This is a genomic window from Micromonospora sp. MH33, from assembly GCF_003013775.1.
In the GTDB taxonomy this organism is placed as follows: Bacteria; Actinomycetota; Actinomycetes; order Mycobacteriales; family Micromonosporaceae; genus Micromonospora; species Micromonospora fulviviridis.
Genome location: NZ_MUYZ01000102.1, coordinates 1 through 20008, shown reverse-complemented (window position 1 = coordinate 20008; position 20008 = coordinate 1). Strand labels below are relative to the sequence as shown.

Annotated in this window: 20 protein-coding genes and 2 pseudogenes; 8 read left to right on the top strand and 14 right to left on the bottom strand. The window is 73.9% G+C overall.

From position 1 onward, the window contains the following. A partial coding sequence (locus B0E53_RS17315) for an SDR family oxidoreductase (protein WP_107077018.1) occupies window positions 1-666 on the top strand: 666 nt, incomplete at its 5' end. A 9-nt stretch (window positions 667-675) separates the two neighbouring features. Further along, a complete protein-coding gene (locus B0E53_RS17310; RefSeq protein WP_107077017.1) occupies window positions 676-1185 on the top strand; it encodes an NUDIX domain-containing protein in 510 nt (169 codons plus the stop codon). 26 nt (window positions 1186-1211) lie between these two features. On the opposite strand, the gene B0E53_RS17305 is transcribed toward B0E53_RS17310, so the two are convergent. Beyond that, on the bottom strand, window positions 1212-1862 hold the full coding sequence (locus tag B0E53_RS17305; protein WP_107077016.1) for a LysE family translocator: 651 nt from the start codon (window positions 1860-1862) through the stop codon (window positions 1212-1214). Window positions 1863-1963: 101 nt separating this feature from the next. On the opposite strand from B0E53_RS17305, the gene B0E53_RS17300 reads away from it, so the two are divergent. Next, window positions 1964-2512: a GNAT family N-acetyltransferase gene (locus B0E53_RS17300; RefSeq protein ID WP_107077015.1), complete on the top strand. Its 549-nt coding sequence runs from the start codon at window positions 1964-1966 to the stop codon at window positions 2510-2512. 36 nt (window positions 2513-2548) lie between these two features. Here the strand turns inward: B0E53_RS17300 and B0E53_RS17295 are convergent, their stop codons facing one another. Then, window positions 2549-2977: a DUF1232 domain-containing protein gene (locus tag B0E53_RS17295; protein WP_107077014.1), complete on the bottom strand. Its 429-nt coding sequence runs from the start codon at window positions 2975-2977 to the stop codon at window positions 2549-2551. A 159-nt stretch (window positions 2978-3136) separates the two neighbouring features. On the opposite strand from B0E53_RS17295, the gene B0E53_RS17290 reads away from it, so the two are divergent. Next, window positions 3137-3616 (top strand): DUF1992 domain-containing protein, encoded by a 480-nt coding sequence (locus B0E53_RS17290; protein WP_107077019.1) that lies wholly within the window; start codon window positions 3137-3139, stop codon window positions 3614-3616. Window positions 3617-3692: 76 nt separating this feature from the next. Here the strand turns inward: B0E53_RS17290 and B0E53_RS17285 are convergent, their stop codons facing one another. Continuing rightward, window positions 3693-4415 (bottom strand): SDR family oxidoreductase, encoded by a 723-nt coding sequence (locus tag B0E53_RS17285; RefSeq protein ID WP_281492875.1) that lies wholly within the window; start codon window positions 4413-4415, stop codon window positions 3693-3695. A 249-nt stretch (window positions 4416-4664) separates the two neighbouring features. Then, complete coding sequence (locus tag B0E53_RS17280; protein ID WP_107077013.1) at window positions 4665-5684, bottom strand: zinc-dependent alcohol dehydrogenase family protein; 1020 nt, start codon at window positions 5682-5684, stop codon at window positions 4665-4667. Between the two features lie 148 nt (window positions 5685-5832). On the opposite strand from B0E53_RS17280, the gene B0E53_RS17275 reads away from it, so the two are divergent. Both B0E53_RS17275 and B0E53_RS17270 read left to right on the top strand, forming a co-directional pair. Continuing rightward, window positions 5833-6729 carry a helix-turn-helix transcriptional regulator gene (locus tag B0E53_RS17275; protein WP_107077012.1) on the top strand — a complete coding sequence of 299 codons (897 nt, stop codon included), beginning with the start codon at window positions 5833-5835 and terminating at the stop codon, window positions 6727-6729. Beyond that, a complete protein-coding gene (locus B0E53_RS17270) occupies window positions 6729-7142 on the top strand; it encodes a cupin domain-containing protein (protein ID WP_107077011.1) in 414 nt (137 codons plus the stop codon). The genes B0E53_RS17275 and B0E53_RS17270 overlap by 1 nt, the downstream gene beginning before the upstream one ends. Before the next feature lie 90 nt (window positions 7143-7232). On the opposite strand, the gene B0E53_RS17265 is transcribed toward B0E53_RS17270, so the two are convergent. Genes B0E53_RS17265 through B0E53_RS17255 form a run of 3 tightly spaced genes read right to left on the bottom strand, consistent with a single transcriptional unit; the run spans window position 7233 to window position 8809 of the window. Next, window positions 7233-7442, bottom strand: coding sequence for a Tn3 family transposase (locus tag B0E53_RS17265; RefSeq protein WP_210406102.1), 210 nt, complete (start codon window positions 7440-7442; stop codon window positions 7233-7235). Beyond that, a complete protein-coding gene (locus B0E53_RS38690) occupies window positions 7439-8032 on the bottom strand; it encodes a TetR/AcrR family transcriptional regulator (RefSeq protein ID WP_210406101.1) in 594 nt (197 codons plus the stop codon). Before B0E53_RS38690 ends, B0E53_RS17265 begins: the two co-directional genes overlap by 4 nt. A gap of 42 nt (window positions 8033-8074) precedes the next feature. After that, a complete protein-coding gene (locus tag B0E53_RS17255) occupies window positions 8075-8809 on the bottom strand; it encodes a TioE family transcriptional regulator (protein WP_107077010.1) in 735 nt (244 codons plus the stop codon). 58 nt (window positions 8810-8867) lie between these two features. Here B0E53_RS17255 and B0E53_RS17250 point away from each other — a divergent pair, with 58 nt between their 5' ends. Next, window positions 8868-10070 carry an erythromycin esterase family protein gene (locus B0E53_RS17250; protein ID WP_107077009.1) on the top strand — a complete coding sequence of 401 codons (1203 nt, stop codon included), beginning with the start codon at window positions 8868-8870 and terminating at the stop codon, window positions 10068-10070. 137 nt (window positions 10071-10207) lie between these two features. Here the strand turns inward: B0E53_RS17250 and B0E53_RS17245 are convergent, their stop codons facing one another. From B0E53_RS17245 to B0E53_RS17220, 6 genes and pseudogenes are all read right to left on the bottom strand, one after another. Beyond that, entirely contained in the window at window positions 10208-10852 is a 645-nt protein-coding gene (locus B0E53_RS17245; protein WP_107077008.1) for a dihydrofolate reductase family protein, read from the bottom strand. A 226-nt stretch (window positions 10853-11078) separates the two neighbouring features. After that, complete coding sequence (locus B0E53_RS17240) at window positions 11079-11564, bottom strand: hypothetical protein (RefSeq protein WP_107077007.1); 486 nt, start codon at window positions 11562-11564, stop codon at window positions 11079-11081. Window positions 11565-11828: 264 nt separating this feature from the next. Beyond that, window positions 11829-15044, bottom strand: a complete 3216-nt coding sequence (locus B0E53_RS17235) for a glycosyltransferase (RefSeq protein ID WP_107077006.1) — start codon at window positions 15042-15044, stop codon at window positions 11829-11831. Beyond that, window positions 15041-15547: a hypothetical protein gene (locus tag B0E53_RS37030; RefSeq protein ID WP_146167689.1), complete on the bottom strand. Its 507-nt coding sequence runs from the start codon at window positions 15545-15547 to the stop codon at window positions 15041-15043. Before B0E53_RS37030 ends, B0E53_RS17235 begins: the two co-directional genes overlap by 4 nt. 509 nt (window positions 15548-16056) lie before the next feature. Further along, window positions 16057-16383, bottom strand: a pseudogene (locus B0E53_RS17225) (hypothetical protein); the annotation flags it as partial. A gap of 40 nt (window positions 16384-16423) precedes the next feature. Continuing rightward, window positions 16424-17890, bottom strand: a complete 1467-nt coding sequence (locus tag B0E53_RS17220; RefSeq protein WP_107077004.1) for a hypothetical protein — start codon at window positions 17888-17890, stop codon at window positions 16424-16426. A 227-nt stretch (window positions 17891-18117) separates the two neighbouring features. Between B0E53_RS17220 and B0E53_RS17215 the strand changes: the two genes are divergently transcribed. Beyond that, window positions 18118-19596, top strand: a complete 1479-nt coding sequence (locus tag B0E53_RS17215) for a von Willebrand factor type A domain-containing protein (protein WP_107077003.1) — start codon at window positions 18118-18120, stop codon at window positions 19594-19596. Between the two features lie 46 nt (window positions 19597-19642). On the opposite strand, the pseudogene B0E53_RS17210 reads toward B0E53_RS17215, so the two are convergent. Then, window positions 19643-20008 (bottom strand): annotated as a pseudogene (locus B0E53_RS17210) (TIGR04222 domain-containing membrane protein); the annotation flags it as partial.

Below are 20008 nucleotides of genomic sequence, written 5' to 3'. Positions count from 1 at the left end.
TGCGACCTGACCGACCCGGCCGCCGTGCCGGCCGCGGTGGCCGCCGCCGTGGACCGGCTCGGCGGGCTGGATCTGCTGGTCAACAACGCCGGCGTCGGCGGGCCCGCCCCGGCCGAGCTGGCCCCGGACGAGGTGGTCCGCCGGCAGCTGGAGGTCAACCTGCTCGCCGCCTGGCGCACCACTGCGGCGGCGCTGCCCGCCCTGGAGGCGGCGCGCGGCCGGGTGGTCTTCGTGGCCAGCCGGATGGCTGTGCTGCCGCTGCCCCTCGCGGCCGCGTACGGGGTGAGCAAGCGGGCCGTCGTCGCGTACGCCGACGCGCTGCGCCACGAGGTCGGCACCCACGTCGGAGTCAGCGTCGTCTACCCGAGCATGGTCGCCTCCCCGATCCACGACAGCACCGCCGAGGCCGGGCTGTCGCTGAGCGGGGTGGAACCCGTCGAGGGGGTCGTCGCCGCGATCCTGCGCGCCGCCACCGCCCGCCGGGCGCCCCGGAACGTGGCCACCACCGCACGGGGACGGCTGGAGCTGGCCCTGGCCCGGCACGCGCCCGCGCTGGCCGACCGGCTGGTGCGCCGTACCGTCGCCGGGCGGATCGCCGCCGGAGACCTGGACGCCGCGCCCCTGGCCGCCGGCATGCTCCGGCGGCACCGGGAGACCCGCCGGTAGGGTGCCGCCATGCCTGTCTCGCCCTACATCGCGCGGATGCGCCGGCACATCGGACCCGACCTGCTGATGCTGTACGGGGTCAGTGCCGTGGTGACCGACGAGGCCGGGCGGGTGCTGCTGGCCCGCCGCGGCGACAACGGCCGCTGGTCGGTGCCGGCCGGCACGGTCGACCCGGGCGAGCAGCCCGCCGACGCGCTGGTCCGCGAGGTCCGCGAGGAGACCGGCATCGAGGTCGAGATCGAGCGGATCGGCGGGGTGGCCACCCATCCGGTCGTCTACCCCAACGGGGACGCCTGCGAGTTCCTCAACGTCTGGTTCCGCTGCCGGGCCGTCGGCGGCACCGCCACCGCCGACGGCGACGAATCCCTCGCGGTCGGCTGGTTCGCCCCCGACGAGCTGCCCGAACTGGACGACTGGTCGCACCTGCGGATCGCCACCGCGCTGCGCGAGCACGCCGACCCCTGGTACGCCGCACCGGGCGAACGCCACCGGGCACTCACCAGGCCCGACAACCTCTGACCGGGCCGGGCATCCCGGCGTACCGGTCAGGGGGTGGCGACGGCGGCGCGCGAGCGGTCCGCGGCGATGCGGATCGCGAGGCCGGCCAGCACGGTGCCCATCACGTAGCGCTGGGCCCGCGCCCAGGCCGGCCGCCGGGTGAGGAACGCCGACACCGTGCCGGCGGTGAGCACGATCAGCCCGTTCACGGTCAGCGCGATGCCGATCTGGGTCAGCCCCAGCAGCAGGCTCTGCACCGCCACGTGCCCGCGCGCCGGGTCGACGAACTGCGGCAGCAGCGACACGTAGAGGATGGCGATCTTCGGGTTCAGCAGGTTGGTGACCAGGCCCATGGTGAACAGCCGCCGCGGGCGGTCCGGCGGCAGCGGCGCCGGGGTGAACGCCGACCGGCCGCCCGGGCGCAGGGTCCGCCAGGCCAGCCAGAGCAGGTAGGCCGCGCCGCCCAGCTTCACCGCCGTGTACAGCGGCGGGACCAGCACGAAGACCGTGGCGATGCCGGCCACTGCGGCGGCCAGGTAGACCAGGAAACCGACGGCCACCCCGAGCAGCGACACCAGCCCGGCCCGCCGGCCCTGGGTGACCGACCGGGACACCAGGTAGACCATGTTCGGGCCGGGCGTGAGCACCAGACCCAACGCCACCAGGGCGATCCCCACCAGCGCGCCGACCGTGACCACGTTGCCTCCCCGCCGTCGGTCCTGCCCGGACCCTACGCCCGCGGTTCGACGCCGCGAGGGCGGGCTCGCCGGGTGGGGGCGTGACGGGCGACACTACCGGGATGTCGATCGTGCTCCGCGCCGCCGCCACCCCCTCCGCCCCCGGACTGCTGCTGCGCCCCTGGCGCGACGACGACGCCGAGGCGCTGCTGGCCGCGTACCGGGATCCGGTGCTGCGCTCCTGGACCCGGCTGCCGGTGACCACCCGGGCCGAGGCCCGCGCGTTCCTGCGCCGCAGCCGGCAGGGCTGGGCGGCCGACCGCCGGTTCAGCTTCGCCGTGCTGGAGCCCACGGCCGAGGGGGAGCGGTTGGTGGCCAACGTGGTGCTCAAGGAGGTCACCCCCGGCCGGCCGGCCGCCGAGGTGGGCTACTGGACGGCCGCGCCGGCCCGCGGCCGCGGGGTCGCGCCGCGGGCCGTGGCGGCGGTCACCGACTGGGCTTTCGCCCGGTTCGCCGCGGGCGGCCTGACCCGCCTGGAACTGCTGCACCAGGTCGACAACCCGGCCTCCTGCCGGGTGGCGGAGAAGAGCGGGTACGCCTTCGCGGAGGTGCTGCCGGCCCGGCCGCCGTTCCCGCGCGACGGTCACCGGCACGTCCGCCACCGGCCCTGAGCAGGAACGCCGCCGCCGAGGCGGCCAGCAGGGTGCTCAGCGCTCGGGCCCCTCGGCGTCCGGTCCGGTGGTCGCCGGCGCCGGGCCGAGCAGGCGCAGCAGCAGTCGCGGCTCGCCCGGCCAGGCGTCGAGCAGCACCTGCCGGGGCACCTGCCGGCCGGCGTAGCGCAGCGCCAGCGCCACCACCACGATGTCGTCCAGCGGGCCGATGACCGGCAGGAACTCGGGGATCAGGTCGATCGGGCTGGCCAGCCAGAGCCCGGCGAACACGATCGCCACCTTGGCCCGGCGCGGCACCCGCGGGTCGCGCCGCAGCCGGCGCACGGTGGTCAGGCAGTCCGGGATGAAGGCGGCCAGGTCGCGCAGGATGCCCGGTGGCAGCCGCCGGGCCAGCAGCACCAGCAGCGCCCAGCTGGCCAGCAGACAGGCCACCGCGACCCCGAGCCCGATGAGCCAGTCGTGCACGCCGTGCTTCCTCCCGCCCGGGGGTACGGGCCGCCCGCCGGCCCACCAGGAATGTACGCCGCGCCGCCGCCGGCCGCCGGACGGGAACAGCCCGGTCCCGGCCGGCGCTGAACCAGGTCGGTGACCGGCGGATACGGTGGAGTACGGGAGGTGACGGCGGTGACGACAGGCTGGGAGGCCGCGGTCGAGGCGCAGATCCGCTCGGCCCAGGAGCGCGGCGAGTTCGACAACCTGCCGGGCGCCGGTAAGCCGATCCCCGGCCGGGACCTGCCGTATGACGAGGGCTGGTGGATCCGGAGCTTCCTGGAGCGCGAACAGATCCCCGGTGACCTGCTCCTGCCCACCCCGCTGCAACTGCGCCGCCGCATCGAGAAGCTCCCCGACGAGGTGCGGGACCTGCCCACCGAGGAGTCGGTACGGGCGTACGTGGCCGCCCTCAACACCGAGGTGGTGGCCTGGCTGCGCACGCCCACCGGGCCGCGCGTGGTCGTCCGGCCGGTCAACGCCGACGACGTGGTCCGCGACTGGCGGGCCGCCCGGGAGCGGGCCGCGGCCGAGCGGATGGCCTCGGCGTCCGACCCTGCGCCCGTCCCGGTCCCGCCGCGTCGCCGCCGGTGGTGGCCCTGGCGGCGCGGCTGATCCGCCGTCGTCGGGGGGACCACCACCCCGATGTGGGCGCGTGCGGTTGTGCCGCGGAGAGCCTGGGGCGTCAGTTTCAGTGGGTGGTGTACCCACCGTCGACGGGCAGGGCGACACCGATCACGAAGCTCGCGCCGGGGCTGCACAGCCACAGCGCCGCGGCGGCAACTTCCTCGGCCTGACCAAGGCGCCCGATCGGCTGCTGGCTCATGATCTCAGCCATGGCCTCGGCCTGACCTTCGAGCATGCCGGCGACCATCGGGGTCTCGATCACGCCGGGACAAACAGCGTTGATACGGATGCCCCTGGGCGCGTACTCGACCGCAGCGCTCTTGGTCAGACCGATCACACCGTGCTTGGACGCGTGGTACGCAGCGCGCTCGGGCAACCCGACCAGCCCGCCCAGCGAGGAGCAGTTGACGATCGCGCCGGAGCCTTGGGTACGCATCTGGCGCAGCTCGTGCTTCTGGGCAGCCCACACACCGCGCAGGTTGACGGCGTTGACGCGGTCGAAATTTTCAGCACTCTCGTCGGCGGCGTCCGACGGCGGGGCCTGGATACCGGCGTTGTTGAACGCCATGTCCAGGCGGCCGTAGGTGTCCACCGCCCTGGTGACCATGGCGGCGGCTTGGTCCTCGTCGGCGACGTCGCACACTACGCCGATGGCCTGGTGACCGGCGTCCGTGAGTTCCTTCGCCGCGTTCTCGACGGCGTCCTTGTTGACGTCGGCCAGCACGACGGCGGCGCCGGCGTGGGGCGAAGGCGCGGGCGGCAGCCAGGCCCATGCCGGAGGCGGCACCGGTGACCAGGGCGACCTGACCCTCAAAGTTGTACTGCGGGTTCATGACAGGGTGTCCAATCTTCAGGCAGGGCACGAGGGCTGGGGCCTCGTGACGGGTGTTCGTTAAGGCTGCGGCTTCCCCCGGCAGCGGGGCATGCCCGGGCAGGTCAGGGGTGCGGGCGGCGCGGGCCGGCGTATGCGGCGTCGGTGGCCCGGACGGTCGCGCGTGAGGCCGGCATGGCATCTTCCGGTGTGGTTCGACGCCGGTCAGAGCGTGAGCAGGACCTTGGTGGCGATGCGCTGGTCCATCGCCTGGTAGCCTTCCGCGGCCCGGTCGAGCGGCAGCGTGAGGTCGAAGACCTTGCCGGGGTCGATAGTGCGGTCCCAGATCAGCTGGATCAGTTCGGGCAGGAAGCGCCGGACCGGGGCGGGGCCGCCGTGGATGTGCACGCCCGACATGAACAGCTGGTCGCCGGGGATGGCGACGTCGTGGGACACCCCGACGAAGCCGACGTGGCCGCCGGGGCGGGTGGCGTGGATGGCCTGCATCATGGCCTCCTGGGTGCCGACGGCCTCGATCACGCTGTGCGCGCCCAGCCCGCCGGTCAGCGCCTTGACCTTCTCGACGCCGGCGTCGCCGCGCTCGGTGACAATGTCGGTGGCGCCGAACTCGCGGGCGAGCGCCTGCCGGTCGGCGTGGCGACTGAACGCGATGATGCGCTCCGCGCCGAGCTGGCGGGCGGCCAGGATGCCGAGCAGGCCGACGGCGCCGTCGCCGACGACCGCGACGGTCTTGCCGGGTCCGGCCTCGGCGGCGACGGCCGCGAACCAGCCGGTACCGAGCACGTCGGAGGCCGCCATCAGCGACGGGATCAGGTCAGGGTCGGGCCGGCCGGGGGTCGCGACGAGGGTGCCGTCGGCGAGGGGGACGCGGGCCAGCTCGGACTGGGTGCCAAGGGTGCCCATCAGGAAGCGGTGCACGCAGTGCGCCTGGTAGCCGGCCCGGCAGATCTCGCAGGTGTTGTCGGACGCCCAGAACGAGCCGACGACGAAGTCACCGACCTTCACGGTGCGAACCTCGGACCCGACCTCCTCGACGACGCCGACGTACTCGTGGCCCATCACCTGGTGGTCGACCGGTTCGGCGCCCCGGTACGGCCACAGGTCGCTGCCGCAGATGCAGGTCGCGGCCAGGCGGATGATCGCATCGGTCGGTTCGACGATCGTCGGATCGGGGCGCTGTTCGACGCGCACGTCCCCCGGCTTGTACATGACAACCTGACGCATCCTGGTGTGCTCCGTTCGCTTCGATCGGGACGGCCCTACAGGGCAACGGCACCCAGTCAACGCGCCCTCCCGAGCGGGGAGAAGTCCCTGCGAATGGGTGTACCGACAGGGCACCCCTCGCCGGTGTCGTGCGGCCTACGCTTGACAAATGAACAACCGTTCGGAGGTCCGCGACTTCCTGACCACGCGCCGGGCCCGGCTGACGCCCGAGCGGGTCGGGCTGCCGCCGACGGGCAGCCGACGCGTCCCCGGCCTGCGGCGCAGCGAGGTCGCCGCCCTCGCCGGGCTCAGCGTCGAGTACTACGCCCGGCTCGAACGCGGCCAGATCGCCGGCGCGTCGTCCGGCGTCCTGGAGGCCCTGGCCCGGGCGCTGCACCTCGACGAGACCGAACGCGCGCACCTGTTCGACCTCGCCCGCGCCGCCGACGGCGTCCCGACCTCCGGGCGGTCCCGGCGCCGCACCGCCGCCGGCAAGGCCGCCGCACGCCTGAGCCTGCGGTGGGCGATGGAGGCGATCACCGACGGCGTCGCGTTCGTCCGGGACCCGCAGCAGAACCTGCTCGCCACCAACGCGCTCGGCCGCGCCTTCTACTCACCGGTGATCGGCGACGGGGGACGCCTGCCGAACCTGGCCCGGTTCCAGTTCCTCGACCCTGCCTCGCGCGACTTCTACCCCGACTGGGACCGCTTCGCCGAGATGTGCGTCGGCGTCATGCGCACCGAGGCGGGCCGCGACCCGCACGACCGCGCTCTGCAGGACCTCGTCGGCGAGCTCTCCACCCGTAGTGAGGACTTCCGCCGGCTCTGGGCCGACCACAACGTGCGCGCCCACGGCGCCGGCACCAAGCGGTTCCACCACCCGATCGTGGGTGAACTCACGCTCGCCTACGAGGAACTCGCCATCACCGCCGAACCCGGCCTGGTGCTCCTCGTGTACACGGCCGAACCCGGATCGCCGTCCGCGGAACGGCTGCGCCTACTCGCCTCCTGGGCGGCCACCGCCGCCACCACCACCGCAGCAGTCCGCGAACCCGAAGGAACCTGATGCAGATCACCCGCAGCTCCATCGCCACCGCTAAGGGACCCGACGATTGGTTCACCGGTGACGTCTACATCGATGCGGTCGCCGCCGCGCCCCCGCCGTCGCGGGTGACGGCGAATCTGGTGCACTTCATGCCCGGGGCACGCACCCACTGGCACCGCCACCCCCTGAGCCAGACCGTCTTCGTCACCGAAGGCGTCGGCCTGTGCCAGCGCCGCGGCGGCCCCGTCGAGGTCATCCGCCCCGGCGACCGCGTCCTGTTCGAAGCCGACGAGGAACACTGGCACGGCGCCGCACCCGACCGGCTCATGGTCCACCTCGCCATCAACGAAGCCGACGACCAGCATGCCGTCGTCCACTGGCTCGAACCCGTCACCGACGCCGAATACGCCGCAGTCCCTCCTCCCAGCGCGTAGCGGTTGCCGCGAGCACACGCCGATCCAGCCCCTGCTGTCTCAGATGGGAACTTTCACAGGGGACTGCCTCGTTAACGGCACCTCTCTTTGTCAAGACGCCGACACGTTCAACCCGGCGTTGACCTCCCGTTGCAGGTCGCGGTCGCGCAGGTAGCGGGCCACGAAGATGCTGCGCTGCGCCCGGCCGACCTCCAGCATCGCCTGGTACGTCGGGTGCATCAGGTTGGTCTGCTGGAAGCGGCGCAGGATCGCCGCGGTCTGCGCCGACCGGGTCCGGACCGCCGTCGCGTACTTGATCATCTGGTCGCGTGGCCGGGAACCGGCCCGGTCATCCCGTCGAGCAGTTGCCCGATCACCCGGTCCCGCAGCTCCGGCGTGCCGGCCTCGATGGCGAGCGGGGGAGTGAAGACCTGCAACGCCACGAGCGCGCCCATCGCGGTCGCGTACGCCACCTCGAACGGGCAGTCGGCGCGGAAGACGTCCTCCTCCTGGCCGCGCTCGTACAGGTCGCGGATCGCCCTGGGGAGCCGGTCGGCGGTGGGCAGGGAGAGCGCGCCGGACCCGCTCAGCGACTCGTGCAGCATCAGCGCCAGCACTCGGGGGCGGGCCCGCAGGATGTCGTAGAAGCCGGTGAAGGCGGCGCGCATCCCCGCGTACGGATCGAGCGTGGCGGCCCGGTCGAGCACCGGCGCCCAGGCGGCGGCCAGCCCCGTCCGCTGCTCGTCGATGACGGCCGCGTAGAGCCCTTCCTTGCTGCCGAAGTGGTGGTAGATCATGCGCTCGTTGACGCCGGCGCGCCGGACCACCGCCTGCACCCGGGTCCCGTGCAGGCCGGTGCGGGCGAACTCCTCCGCCGCCGCGTCGAGCAGGGCGGCCCGGCTGTCACTCATGCAGTAAGTATTTACCGAACCGGCCGCGGCGGCAACCCCGCCTCACTCGATCCCACCTTCGGGTGGAGCCGGTCGGCAGTCCAGGTAGGCGTCCAGCGCGGCGGCTCCGGTCAGCATGGCGCGACTTCGGGCCGAGAGGCGGGCGCGCCAGTCACGCAGCGCCGATTCAAGGGGTGCGACGCCCCCGGCGGAGCGGACCTGGGCGATCAGCGGGGCGATCTGCTCCAGCAGGTGCCCGCCCCGCCTGAGCTGGTGGACCAGCAGGGCGTCGCGTACGTCGGCGGCGCTGTAGACCCGGTAGCCCGTCCGCGGGTCGCGGCGCGGCTGGACCACGCCGGCGCGTTCCCATTTGCGCAGGGTGGCCGGGCGGATGCCCAGCCGTCTCGACAGCGGGCCGACGAACGTGTCGCCGCGTTCCGGCGGCACGGGCTCGAGGTCGCGCAGCGCGGCCTCGACGGCCTGAAGGGTACGGCGGTCATCGAGAAGCTGGGCGTGGCTCTCGTCGATGAGCCGAAGGGCGTCCCCGATCGCGTCCCGGTTGACCGCCCGCATGATCGACGTGGCCGTCCGGTGGCCGTGCCCGGGCACGAGGGCCAGGAACACGTTCAACGCGCTCGCGTGCAGCGGCGTGTAGGTGCGGTAGCCGTGGGGGGTGCGTTCCGCGCCCGGAAGGACGCCGGCCGCCTCGTAGTTCCTGATCGCCTGGGTCGACAGACCGTGTCGGCGCGCCAGGTCAACCGGTCTGAGCCGACCGCCGTCTTGAAGGTTCAGCCGCACTGTACTGCCAAATCTGCGGAAAAGTTTCAACCGACGGTTCAACGATAGCGTTGAGGGCATGACTGCTGGTATCACCGACACCGCCCATGCCGTCGACGCTGCTGTCGTCATGGGGCTGCTCCCGGCCCGGCCTCGGCTGCTCGCCCTGGGCGAGCCCACCCACGGCGAGGAGGTTCTCCTCGACCTGCGCAACGATCTCTTCCGGCAACTCGTCGAGCGGGAGGGCTACCGCACGATCGCCATCGAGAGCGACTGCCTGATGGGCCGGGTGGTGGACGACTACGTCACGTCGGGAACGGGCACCCTCGACGAGGTCATGGAGCGCGGCTTCAGCCACGAGTGGGGCGCCTTCCCCGGCAACCGCGAACTCGTGCGCTGGATGCGCGGGTACAACGAGGGCCGGGCTGCGTCCGAACAGCTCCGTTTCGCCGGTTTCGACGGCCCGCTGGAGATCACCGCCGCCGCGAGCCCCCGGCAGGCCCTCACCGCTCTCCACGGCTACCTCGCGGCCCGGGTGGACGCCGGCCTGCTTCCCTGCACCGCGGAGACGCTCGACCACCTGCTCGGCGCCGACGACCGGTGGACCGATCCGGCCGCGATGATGGACCCGGCCCGGTCCGTGGGGCGGACGCCCGAGGCCAGGGAGCTGCGACTGCTCGCCGACGACCTGGTGGCCCTGCTCGACGCGCAGGCGCCGCACCTGATCGCGGCGTCCGCACCCGACGACTGGGAGCGGGCGCGCCTGTACGGGCGCACCGCCACCGGCCTGCTGCGCTACCACTTCGCGATGGCCGACACGTCACCGAGCCGCATGGCGCGGCTGCTCGGCGTGCGGGACTCCATGATGGCCGCCAACCTGCTCGCCCTCGCCGAACGCGGCCCGACGCTGGTGCACGCCCACAACGGTCATCTGCAGCGTGACAAGAGCACGATGCGGATGGGCGGCCTGCCGGTGGAATGGTGGAGCGCCGGCGCGCTCGTCAGCGCCCAACTGCGCGAGAGGTACGCCTTCCTGGCCACGGCCCTCGGCACGATCCGCCACCACGGTGTGGAAACCCCACCCCCGGACACCATCGAAGGACTCCTGTACGCGCTCCCGGAGGACCGGTACGTCGTCGACCCCCGCCGCCTGGCCGCGGTTCTCGGCGAGGAGAGACCCGCTCCGCGCGTGTCTCCCTGGTTCGGCTACGCCCCGCTGGACCCGGCACACCTGGCCGGCATCGAGGGGCTCGTCTTCGTCAAGGACGCCGTGCGGAACTAGGGTCCCCGCGTTCGCCGGCACAGGTGGCTCGCTGGGGTTGTTCCTCAGCGAGCCAGCGCCGCCGCACGGCATGCGCGCGGCGGCGCCTCACCGAGCTACGGACTGCGGCCGGGCCTTCCACCTGGCGCGGGGCGGCTTCAGTCGTCGCGTCCGGCACCGCGGTCGGGTGCGCTCATGTCCCCCGTGCCGGGCGTACCGTCGGCGAGCCCGTAGCGCAGGTACACGGTGCCCTTCGGATTCGCTACCGGCGGTTCGAGGAGTGTGACGTTCGTGGGCACCGCGCCACCGTCGAACACCTTCTTCCCGACACCGAGCACGATCGGGTGCACCCAGAGGTCGAGACGGTCGAAGAGCTTCTCGCGCAGGAGGGTCTGCACCAGGTTCAGGCTCCCGACGACCTTCACGTGCTCGTGCCGGTCACGGATCTCGCGCACGGCGCCGGCCAGATCCGGACCGAGCTGCGTGGACCCGGCCCACGAGAGGGCGGGCCTGCCGCGGGAGGCCACGTACTTCGGGACGCTGTTGAAGAGCGTGGCGATCTCGTTGTCCGCGCTGCCCTCCTGGTGCGGCCAGTAGGCGGCGAAGATCTCATACGTCCGCCGGCCGAGCAGGAGGGCGTCCGTGCCGTCGTACGCGGCACCGACCTGCGCCCCGGCGACCTCGTCCAGCAGGGGCGCCTGCCAGCCGCCGAACGGGAATCCCACCGGGTCCTCGTCGGGACCGCCGGGCGACTGCCCGACGAGGTCGAGGGTTGCGAACAGCTCGATGTGGATGAGGCCCATGTCTGACTCCCGGCGGGGTTGGTTGGCTCGGATCGAGGGGTAGACCTGCGGTCGCCGGCAGACTCATCGTTGCGACGGCCACAACCCGGACCCGTGGCGAATTACTGGATTAACGATTATCGCAATCCAGTAATCCAACCCGACAAACGGGACAAACCAGCGGTACATCATAATGACAGTTATGTGCGCGAGCGGCGGGTGATGGACCGCGGTTCGCCCGGTTGGTTCACTGGCCCAGGCGGCAGTGCGGGAGCGAGTTAAACGGCGCCCGAGGGGCCCGGGCGTCGTTGTCGGCCAGCGCGACGTCGAGGAACGCGCCGACCCCGACCTGGGTGGCGTCGGCCAGCCGGGCGATGAGCAGCAGGCGTCGCCGCAGCGCCTCCGGCTCGCCGGCCTCGGGCAGCGCCTGCCGCCGGCCGACCGGATGCAGCGACGCCCGGCGCCGCCGGGCCGCCCGGTAGGCCGGGTCCTCGTCGGCGAGCTGGGCCGCCAGCAGCGGCCAGACGTCCTGCCCGTCCGGGTCGAGTTCCTCGATGAGCAGTCCGGCGGTGTCCCCGAGGACCTGGTACGCCCACGGGTGAGGCAGCCGCGACAGCCGGTCGACCGCGGCGTCGACGCCCGCCAGGTCCGACTCGTCGGCCGCCCGCACCCCGGCCACCACCGCGTTCCACAGTTCCTGCTCCGCCGGCGTCGGCGGGTGCCACATCGCCATCTGCGCTCCGCTTCTGACCTGTGAGGGATCAGGCGTCGAGAGTTCGGGTCGGGGGTGGCCGGCACGGGCCCGTAGGAGGGCGAGACCCGTGCCGGCCGCGGTGATCACCCCAATCACCGCGTTCGCGCCACCGCGGGCGGCCGGCCCGCGGCGACGTCGTCTCCGGAGATGGGCGGACCCGGTCCGGGGGCGCCCATCAACGTGAGTCAATTATGCGACATATTTAGCCGATTATGACGATTTGAATGTTCGTGTCGCACGTGTTCACATCCTCGCCGGGGTCGGTTCGCGTTCCACCGTGACGGGACGTGCCACGGGGAGCTGCGCGGTGGTGCGCCGAGGCCAGGGCAGCAGTCGGGGTGGCCGCCGGGCGCTGAGATCCTCGATCCAGCCCAGGGCGAACACCAGCCCGGTGAGCAGCACGAGGGCCACCGCCAGGTAGCCGACCTCGCCGAGCCGCCAGACGCCGATCAGGTCACCCACGGCGAAGCAGACCGCGATGGCGGCGTTGTGCCAGAGGTAGATGGTCAGCGCGCGGCTGTTCAGCGCGGTCACGAGCCGGTCCAGCGGCCGGATCCGGGCCAGCCAGCCCATCGGCGGCGCGACGCGCAGCAGCACCAGCACGAACCCGAGCGACCAGAACGCCTGCGCCACCGGGACGTCGTTGAGGTCGCGGCCCGCGTCGGGGTGGGTCACCAGCCAGCCGACCGCGACCCCCAGGCAGAGCGCCGCCAGGCCCAGCAGCGCCGGCAGCGAGAGCCGCCGCAACCGGCGGTCCTGGTGCGCGAAACCCACCAGCCAGCAGGCGGTGAACATGGCCAGGTCGGTCAGCACCGACTCCACCGGCCCGTCGAACCCGGGTGCCGCGGTCTGCAGCAGCACCACGCCGGCCAGCGGCACGAGCACCGACCACACCGGCCACCGCCGGTGCAGCGCCAGCATCGCGGGGGAGAGCAGCACCAGCCAGAGGTACGTCACCAGGTACCAGAGCACCCCGGTCACGTCCGCGGCCCACGCGCTGCCGGGCGGCTGTACCAGCGGCACCACCCAGCTGAGCAGAGCCGGCCAGGCGGGACGGTCGGACCAGCCGTGCCAGAGCATCAGCGGCACCAGCACCAGGCCGAGGGCCCACAGCCCGGGGAGGAGGCGGCGGAGCCGGCCGCTGACCGCCCGCTCCGGCGTACGGTCCAGTGAGCGGGCCATCAGCGCGCCGCCGAGGGCGAACATCACCCCCATGGCGGGGAAGACCAGGCTCAGCCAGGCGGCGCCGAACATGTGGTACACGATGACCCGGCCCAGCGCGAGCGCCCGCAACGTGTCGAACCAGCGGTCCCGACCCGGCGGCGCCCCGGCGCCCGGCGCGACGGGCCTGCCCTCGACCGGCTCGCCGGCCCGTTTCACGCGGCGCCAGCCCAGCCGGGCGCCGGTCAGCGCGGTCACCATGGACCGGGCCAGCACCAGGTACATCAGCTGGCGGTAGGCGAACTGCTGGATCGGCAGGGTGAGCAGCGGGCGCAGCGGCTCCCGGTCGAGTTTGAAGGCCACCGCCGCGGTGAGCAGTTGCACGGCCAGCATGACCAGCCAGGCCACCGCCGTCTTCGTGGTGTCCAGGAAGAACAGTCCGTAGACGGCCAGCAGGTCGAGCACCGGCCCGAGCAGGGGGAGCAGCACGCCGAACAGGGCGAGCATGGGCAGCCCGAAGCGGCCGAACCGGGCGCTGGGGCCCCGGTCGCGGACGGCGCCGCGGTGCTTCCACATCGACTGGAGGGTGCCGTAGCTCCAGCGGTAGCGCTGCCGCCACAGGTCGCCCACCGAGGCGGGCGCCTCCGTCCAGGCGCGGGCCCGGTCCTGGTACACCACCCGCCAGCCGGCCCGCAGCACCGCCATGGTGACGTCGGTGTCCTCGGCCAGGGTGTCGCCGCTCATCCCGCCGACCATGGTCAGGGCGCGGCGCCGGAAGGCGCCGATCGCCCCGGGCACCGTCGGGATGCAGCCCAGCTTCTCGTAGAACCGGCGGTCCAGGCTGAAGCCGATGACGTACTCGATGTGCTGCCACTGGCCGAGCAGGCGGTGCCGGTTGGCGACCTTGACGTTCCCGGCCACCGCGCCGATCCCGGGATCGGTGAACGGCTCGACGAGCCGCCGGATCGCGTCCGGCTCGAAGACGGTGTCCGCGTCGACGGTGACGATGATGTCGTGCGAGGCGTACAGGAGTCCGGTGTTGAGGGCTGTCGCCTTGCCGCCGTTGGCTTTGCGGATGACCCGGACGCCGGGCAGGCCGAGCGAGTCGACGAGGTCGGCGGTGCCGTCGGTCGAGCCGTCGTCGACCACGATCACCTCGATCCCGGGGTGGTCGTTGGCGACCAGGGACCGGACGGTGGCGACGATGCCGGCCCGTTCGTTGTAGGCGGGCACGATGACCGACACCGGCGCGGTCGTCACTCCCCAGGGCCAGCGCTGGGCCCGGCGGCGGCGGGCCAGCCGGCGGGCCAGCAGAAGCAGCATCACGGTGCGGGCCAGCATGAGCAGGCCGACCACCACGAAGATCAGGGCGAGGCCGCGCAGGATCCCGTCGGCCAGCCGGATCGCCCAGCAGACCGGCGCGGCCCGCCAGCGGTCGCCGGTGGACGCCGCGACGTTGCCGGCGTAGGCGGGCGCGTCCGGTCGGGCGCGGTTGATCCCGGCGCTGACGGTGGTGAAGGTGTAGCCGCGGGCGAGCATCAGCGGGATGAACCGGTCCAGGGCCGCGAGGGTCTGCGACCGGTCCCCACCGGCGTCGTGCAGCAGCACCACGGCGCCCGCGTCGCCGGCCGGCGTCAGGTTCCGCACGATGGTGTCCACCCCGGGCCGCGCCCAGTCCTCGCCGTCGAGGTCGTTGACCACGGTCAGGTAGCCCTGCCCGGCGGCACGCCGGATCACCGGCCAGTTGGCGTCGTCGACGGCGCTGGGCACCGAGGAGTACGGGAAGCGCAGCAGGCTCGTCCGGATCCCCGCGGCGTGCACGATCGCCATCTGGGTCTGCGCGTACTCCATCCGTTGCCGCCAGGCGGGCAGCAGGCTGGCGTCGGGATGGGTGAAGGTGTGCACGCCGAGTTCGTGCCCCTCGGCCACGGTGCGCCGGGCCAGGTCCGGGTGGCGGGCCACCTCCGACCCGATCACGAAGAAGGTGGCCGGGGTGTGGTGCCGGCGCAGGACGTCGAGGACACGCGGGGTCCAGGTCGGGTCGGGCCCGTCGTCGAAGGTGAGCGCGATGGTCCGCGCGGGCAGGCGGTAGGTGCGGGGCTGATCGCCCCGGGCGTCGAGCACCGGCCCGCCGTCCAGGATCTCCGTGGGCACGGTGACCTGGTCCTCGGCGTCGCGGACGTGGTCGGGGCGGAAGCGGGCGTTGGCGTACGCCTCGACCAGCAGCACGGACCCGACCACCAGGGCCAGGGACGCGACGACGAACCGGCCGGCGGCGCGCCGGCTCCGCAGGCTCATCCGACGACCTCCGGATCGGGCCGGGGCAGAGTGGGCAGGCTGGTGCCGGAACCCGTGGGGGCGGGAGGTGTCGGTGTGGCGGGCGGCGACTGGTCCTGCGGCGACGGGGTCGGGGCCGGGCTGGCGGCCCGGTCGTCCACCGGTGCGGGGTCTGCCCGCCGCGGCGCCGGTCGCAGGTTGCGGGCGGGGCGTTTCGCGGCGGCCGGCGCCGGTGGCGCGTCCACGATGCCTGTCGACCGGGGAGCCGGGGGCGGGTCTGTCGGCCTGGGCGAGGGGACGAGGACGGGTGGGCGGCTGGTCCCGCCGCTCGGGGCGCCGCCGACCGAGACCGGCCCGGGCAGCAGCGGCGTCGCGGGGCCGGGGAGCAGGGCGCTCGCGGCCATCGGCAGATAGCCCAGCGAGGCCACCGCGACGAGGACGCCCGCCCGCCGGATCCGTTGCCGGCGCGTGCCGGTGGCGTCCACGAAGACCGGTCGGGCGGGCCGGGGCAGGACTGTTGTCATCGGACGATGCGAGCTGCCAGGGAGCCGGTCAAACGAGATGCGAGAAGCCACCGGCCGAGGCTATTGGGGAGATTGTGGGCGTATATCCCGATTCGAAAGCGAGGGGAGGGGCGATTGTTTCACTATTCGCATATCCGGATCCTCAGGCACACATGTCACTAAAAGGCGCGACAGGGATTCGACCGGCTAAACAGGATTAGCATCCCCAATGTTCCGCGAGCCACCCCTGGGTCGGGGTGGCTCGCGGCGTCGGTCGGTCAGGGCTCCGTGCGGTCGTCGATCTCCGTGTCGGACTCCCCGGGCCGGGCGCCGATCGCCTCCTCGGCGGCCCGCCCGCCGGTGCTCTCGTCACCCAGAGTCAAGCTGCTGCGGGGCAGCCCGGACAGCCCGGCCGGATCCCGGATCTCGCCCTGGACGCCCCGGCTGTCCTGGGCGCGGTCGTCGATCTGACTGTCCCCGGGCCGGGCGCCGATCGCCTCCTCGGCGGCCCGCCCGCCGGTGCTCTCGTCCCCCAGCGTCAGGCTGCTGCGAGGCAGTCCGGACAGCCGCGCCGGGTCCTGGGTGGGCTGGTCCGGCCAGTCGGCGGTCTCGGCGCCCGCGCCGCCGGCCGACTCCCGCCGGCCGACGCCCTGCGCGTGGTAGGCGCCGGGCACGCCGGGGTCACCCGGATCGGCGAGGCTGGTGTCGACCGGCCGGGCGTCCGGGTCGGCCAGCCCCGCCCGGCGCAACATCTCGACCAGTTCGTCGTGCGGCATGCGCTCGGTGTCCGTTATTCCCGCCCCGCGCGCGATGGACCGCAGGGTCATCAGGTCCTGGTCTGCGAAGGTCTCGGCCATGCCGGTGCCTTCCCGGCGCCCGACAGAAGAAAACCTGTGCTCAGGCCCGCGCGCCACCCAGCCCGAGCAGCACGGCCAGGCCGAGCGCGCTGCGGGGGGCGTACGGCACCCGCCACAGGCCGCCGTGCGCCGCCGCGTACGCCTCGTCCCGCCACGGGTGCTCCTGCGCCGGACCGCCGCCGGTGCGCAGGTCGTGCACGAGCAGCGCGGCCATCAAGGTGTTGCTGGTGGCCGGCTCGAACACCTCGATGCCGAACCGGTGCGCCCCGGCGTACGCGGCCGCGAGGGCGCGGTTGCGCAGCACCGAGCGGGTCCGGGTGGGCGGGGCCACGGTGAACGACACGGTGGCGCCGGCGTCCCGGGCCACCGCCGCCCGCCAGCGTTGCAGCCGCTTGGCCAGCGCGTAGTTCGGTCCCTGCTGCGGCACCAGGCTGTCGTTGATCCCCGGGTCCGCCCCGGGCGGGTAGTTGCGGTGCAGCAGCCGGCCGCCGGAGAGCAGCCGCAGCGCCCGGCGCGCCGGACCGCGGGCGGCGTATCCGCGTTCGGCGTGGGCGACGGCCTCGGCGGGCACGGCGTACACGTCGGTGGGGGTGGCCAGGAAGGCCAGCGCGGCGTCCGGGCGGTGCCGTCCCAGGTGGACGGTGAGGGCGTCGACCGCGGTGGCGACCCGGACGTTGGTCGCGCCGTCGGCGTACACGTAGTTGCCGAGCACCAGCCGGCCGTCCAGGCCGCCCAGCCACCGCGCGGCCTGCGGCAGGCGGTGCAGCAGGTCGGCGCCGGCCCCGGCGGCGAGGGCGGCGTCGTCGGCGGCGGTGCCGGGCCGCACCGGCAGGTGCAGCCGCCCGCCGTACCGGTGGGCGGTGCGCAGCAGGCGGCGCCAGATCTCCGGGCGGGGCAGGTCGACCGCGACCACTGCGCCGCCCCAGCGCAGCACGGACGGCAGCGGGCCCATCTCGGCGCCCGCGCCGAGCACCACGATCCGCTGGTCGCTCAGGTCCAGCCAGTCCAGGTTGGCCTGCACCGCGCGGACCGCCTCGGCGCAGCTCGGCTCGACGACGCCCGCGGCCACCCAGGCGTCGAGGCGCCGGCGCAGGTCGTCGCCGCGCAGGCGCTGTCCCCGGTACGGCAGGGACAGCTCGCGCTCCACCGGGCCGGCCCCGGTCACCGTGGCGGTCTCCAGCGGCGGCTCCCGGTCCGGCAGCGCGAACGCCTCGTCCAGCGCGACCTCGGCGCCCTCGGACGGGACGTAGCGCATCCGGGCGTGCAGGGCGGCGAGCCCGTCCCGGGCGACGGTGAGCGCGGCCTCCCGGGACAGCAGGCCGGCCTCGACGAGCCGGCGGAAATGGCCCAGGTAGCCGTGCCGCCAGTCGGTCTCGTGCTCGGCGGAGCGGGCGCCGACCGGGTCCACCGCCCGCAGGGCGCCGGCGACCACCGCCCGCCCCAGCACCGTCGTGCTGCGCCGGCCGTCGCCGGTCGCGGGGAACACCACCCCGGTCGGGCCGTCCACGGCACACCTCCTGCTCGTCCCGGCCGCCGCCGGCCGTGGGCCCACTCTGCCGCATCGGCCGTGCCGACGCCCGCCGAGGGGCCGCCCGGCGGGCCCTCAGGTCACGTCCCGTGCACGGTTCGGTCACGACAGTCGCGCTTGGATATCGGCTCGGCCACGACGGGATCCGCTGCGGCACCGGTCTGCGTCAATGACCTTGAGCCGTCCCCAGCCCCTCGGAGGAAACCATGGTCCAGATCAGACGGTCGGCGCTGCTGCTGGTGGCGTTGGCCACCGTCGTGGCGGTCAGCGGCTGCGGCGCCGACAGCGGTGCGCGGCGCAGCGACTCGGCCCACGGGCCGGTCCGCCAGGACGGCGGAATCCCCTGGTCCGGTGACGAGACACGGACGTCGGACGACCCGCTCTCCACCTTCGCCGTGGACGTCGACACCGCGTCGTACGGCTACGCCCGCCGGCTCATCATGGACGGCCGGCTGCCAGAGCGCGACAGAGTGCGGCCGGAGGAGTTCGTCAACTCGTTCCGCCAGGACTACCCGCAGCCCGCCGGGGACGGCTTCGCTGTGCACGTCGACGGCGCCCGCCTGCCGCGTACCCACGAGGCCGGCGGCGACGAGCGGCTGCTGCGGGTCGGGCTGCAGACCCGGGCCGAGGACGAGGAGCGCCGTCCGGACGCGTCGCTCACCTTCGTCATCGACGTCTCCGGGTCGATGGGCGAGCCCGGCCGGCTCGACCTCGTGCGCGACGCCCTGCACACGCTGGTGGACCAGCTGCGCCCCACCGACTCCATCGCCGTGGTCGAGTTCAGCGACAAGGCCCGGGTGGCCCGGGAGATGACGCCGGTGGCCGACGCCCGACGGTTGCACGAGGCGATCGACTCGCTGCACACCCGGAGCAGCACCAACCTGGAGGCCGGCCTGGTGCTCGGCTACCGGGTGGCCCGCGACGGCTTCCGTCCCGGCCGGGCGAACCGGGTGATCGTGCTCTCCGACGGGCTGGCGAATGTCGGCAGCACCGACGCGGAGCCGATCCTGCGCCGGGTACGCGACGAGGCGGAGAAGCAGATCGCCCTGCTCGGCGTGGGTGTCGGCAGCGACTACGGCGACGAGCTGATGGAGCAGCTGGCCGACCGGGGCGACGGCTTCGCCGTGTACGTCAGCGAGCGGGAGCAGGCCCGGAAGGTGTTCGTACGGCAGTTGCCGGCCACGCTGAGCGTGCGGGCGCTGGACGCCAAGGTTCAGGTGACGTTCGCGCCGCAGGCGGTGCGCTCCTACCGGCTGGTGGGCTACGACAACCGGGCGCTGGCCGACGAGGACTTCCGCGACGACCGGGTGGACGGCGGCGAGGTGGGCCCGGGGCACAGCGTCACGGCGCTGTACGCGGTCCGGCTCGCCGAGGGCGTGTCCCCGTCGGCCCGGATCGCCCAGGTGCAGGTGCGCTGGACCGACCCGGCGGACCGTACGCCGGCCGAGACGTACGGGTCGGTGACCGTCGCCGACGTGGACCGCGCCTTCACCGCGGCGTCGCCACGGTTGCGGGCCTGCTACGCCGCGGCCTGGTTCGCCGAGACGCTGCGGGATGACGGGTCCGACGGGCCGGTCCGGCTGACCGACCTGGCCACCATCGCCGACGGGGCGGCCGCCGCCACCGAGGACGCCGAGGTGCGGGACCTCGCCCGGGTGATCCGCTCCGCCGACGAGCTGCGCTGACCGACCGGGCCGGCGCCGGGCAGGGGAGGCGCCGGCCCGCAGCGGGTCAGCGGCGGGCGGGTTTCGGCTCCGGCGTCGGGCGGCCCCGCTCCGGGTCGACACCGACCTGCACGGCGAGGCCCGGGTCGACGGCGAGCAGCGGGCGCGGTCCGAACAGCGCCATCGCGGTGAGCAACTGGTCGGTGCTCCGCTCGCGCCAGGCCGGCCGCCGCTGCGGGTCCAGCTCGGCGTGCTCCCGCCGCTGCCGGCGCAGCAGGCGGCCCACCACGGAGGCGGGACCGCCGGCGTCGCGCCCCTCGACCGCGCTCTCCACCAGCCGGGTCACCCCGACCACGGCGACGGCGAACAGCGGCAGGGTGCCCAGCGCGATGCGCCGCCGCTGCGCCGGGGTGAGCAGCCAGCCGTCCCGGAC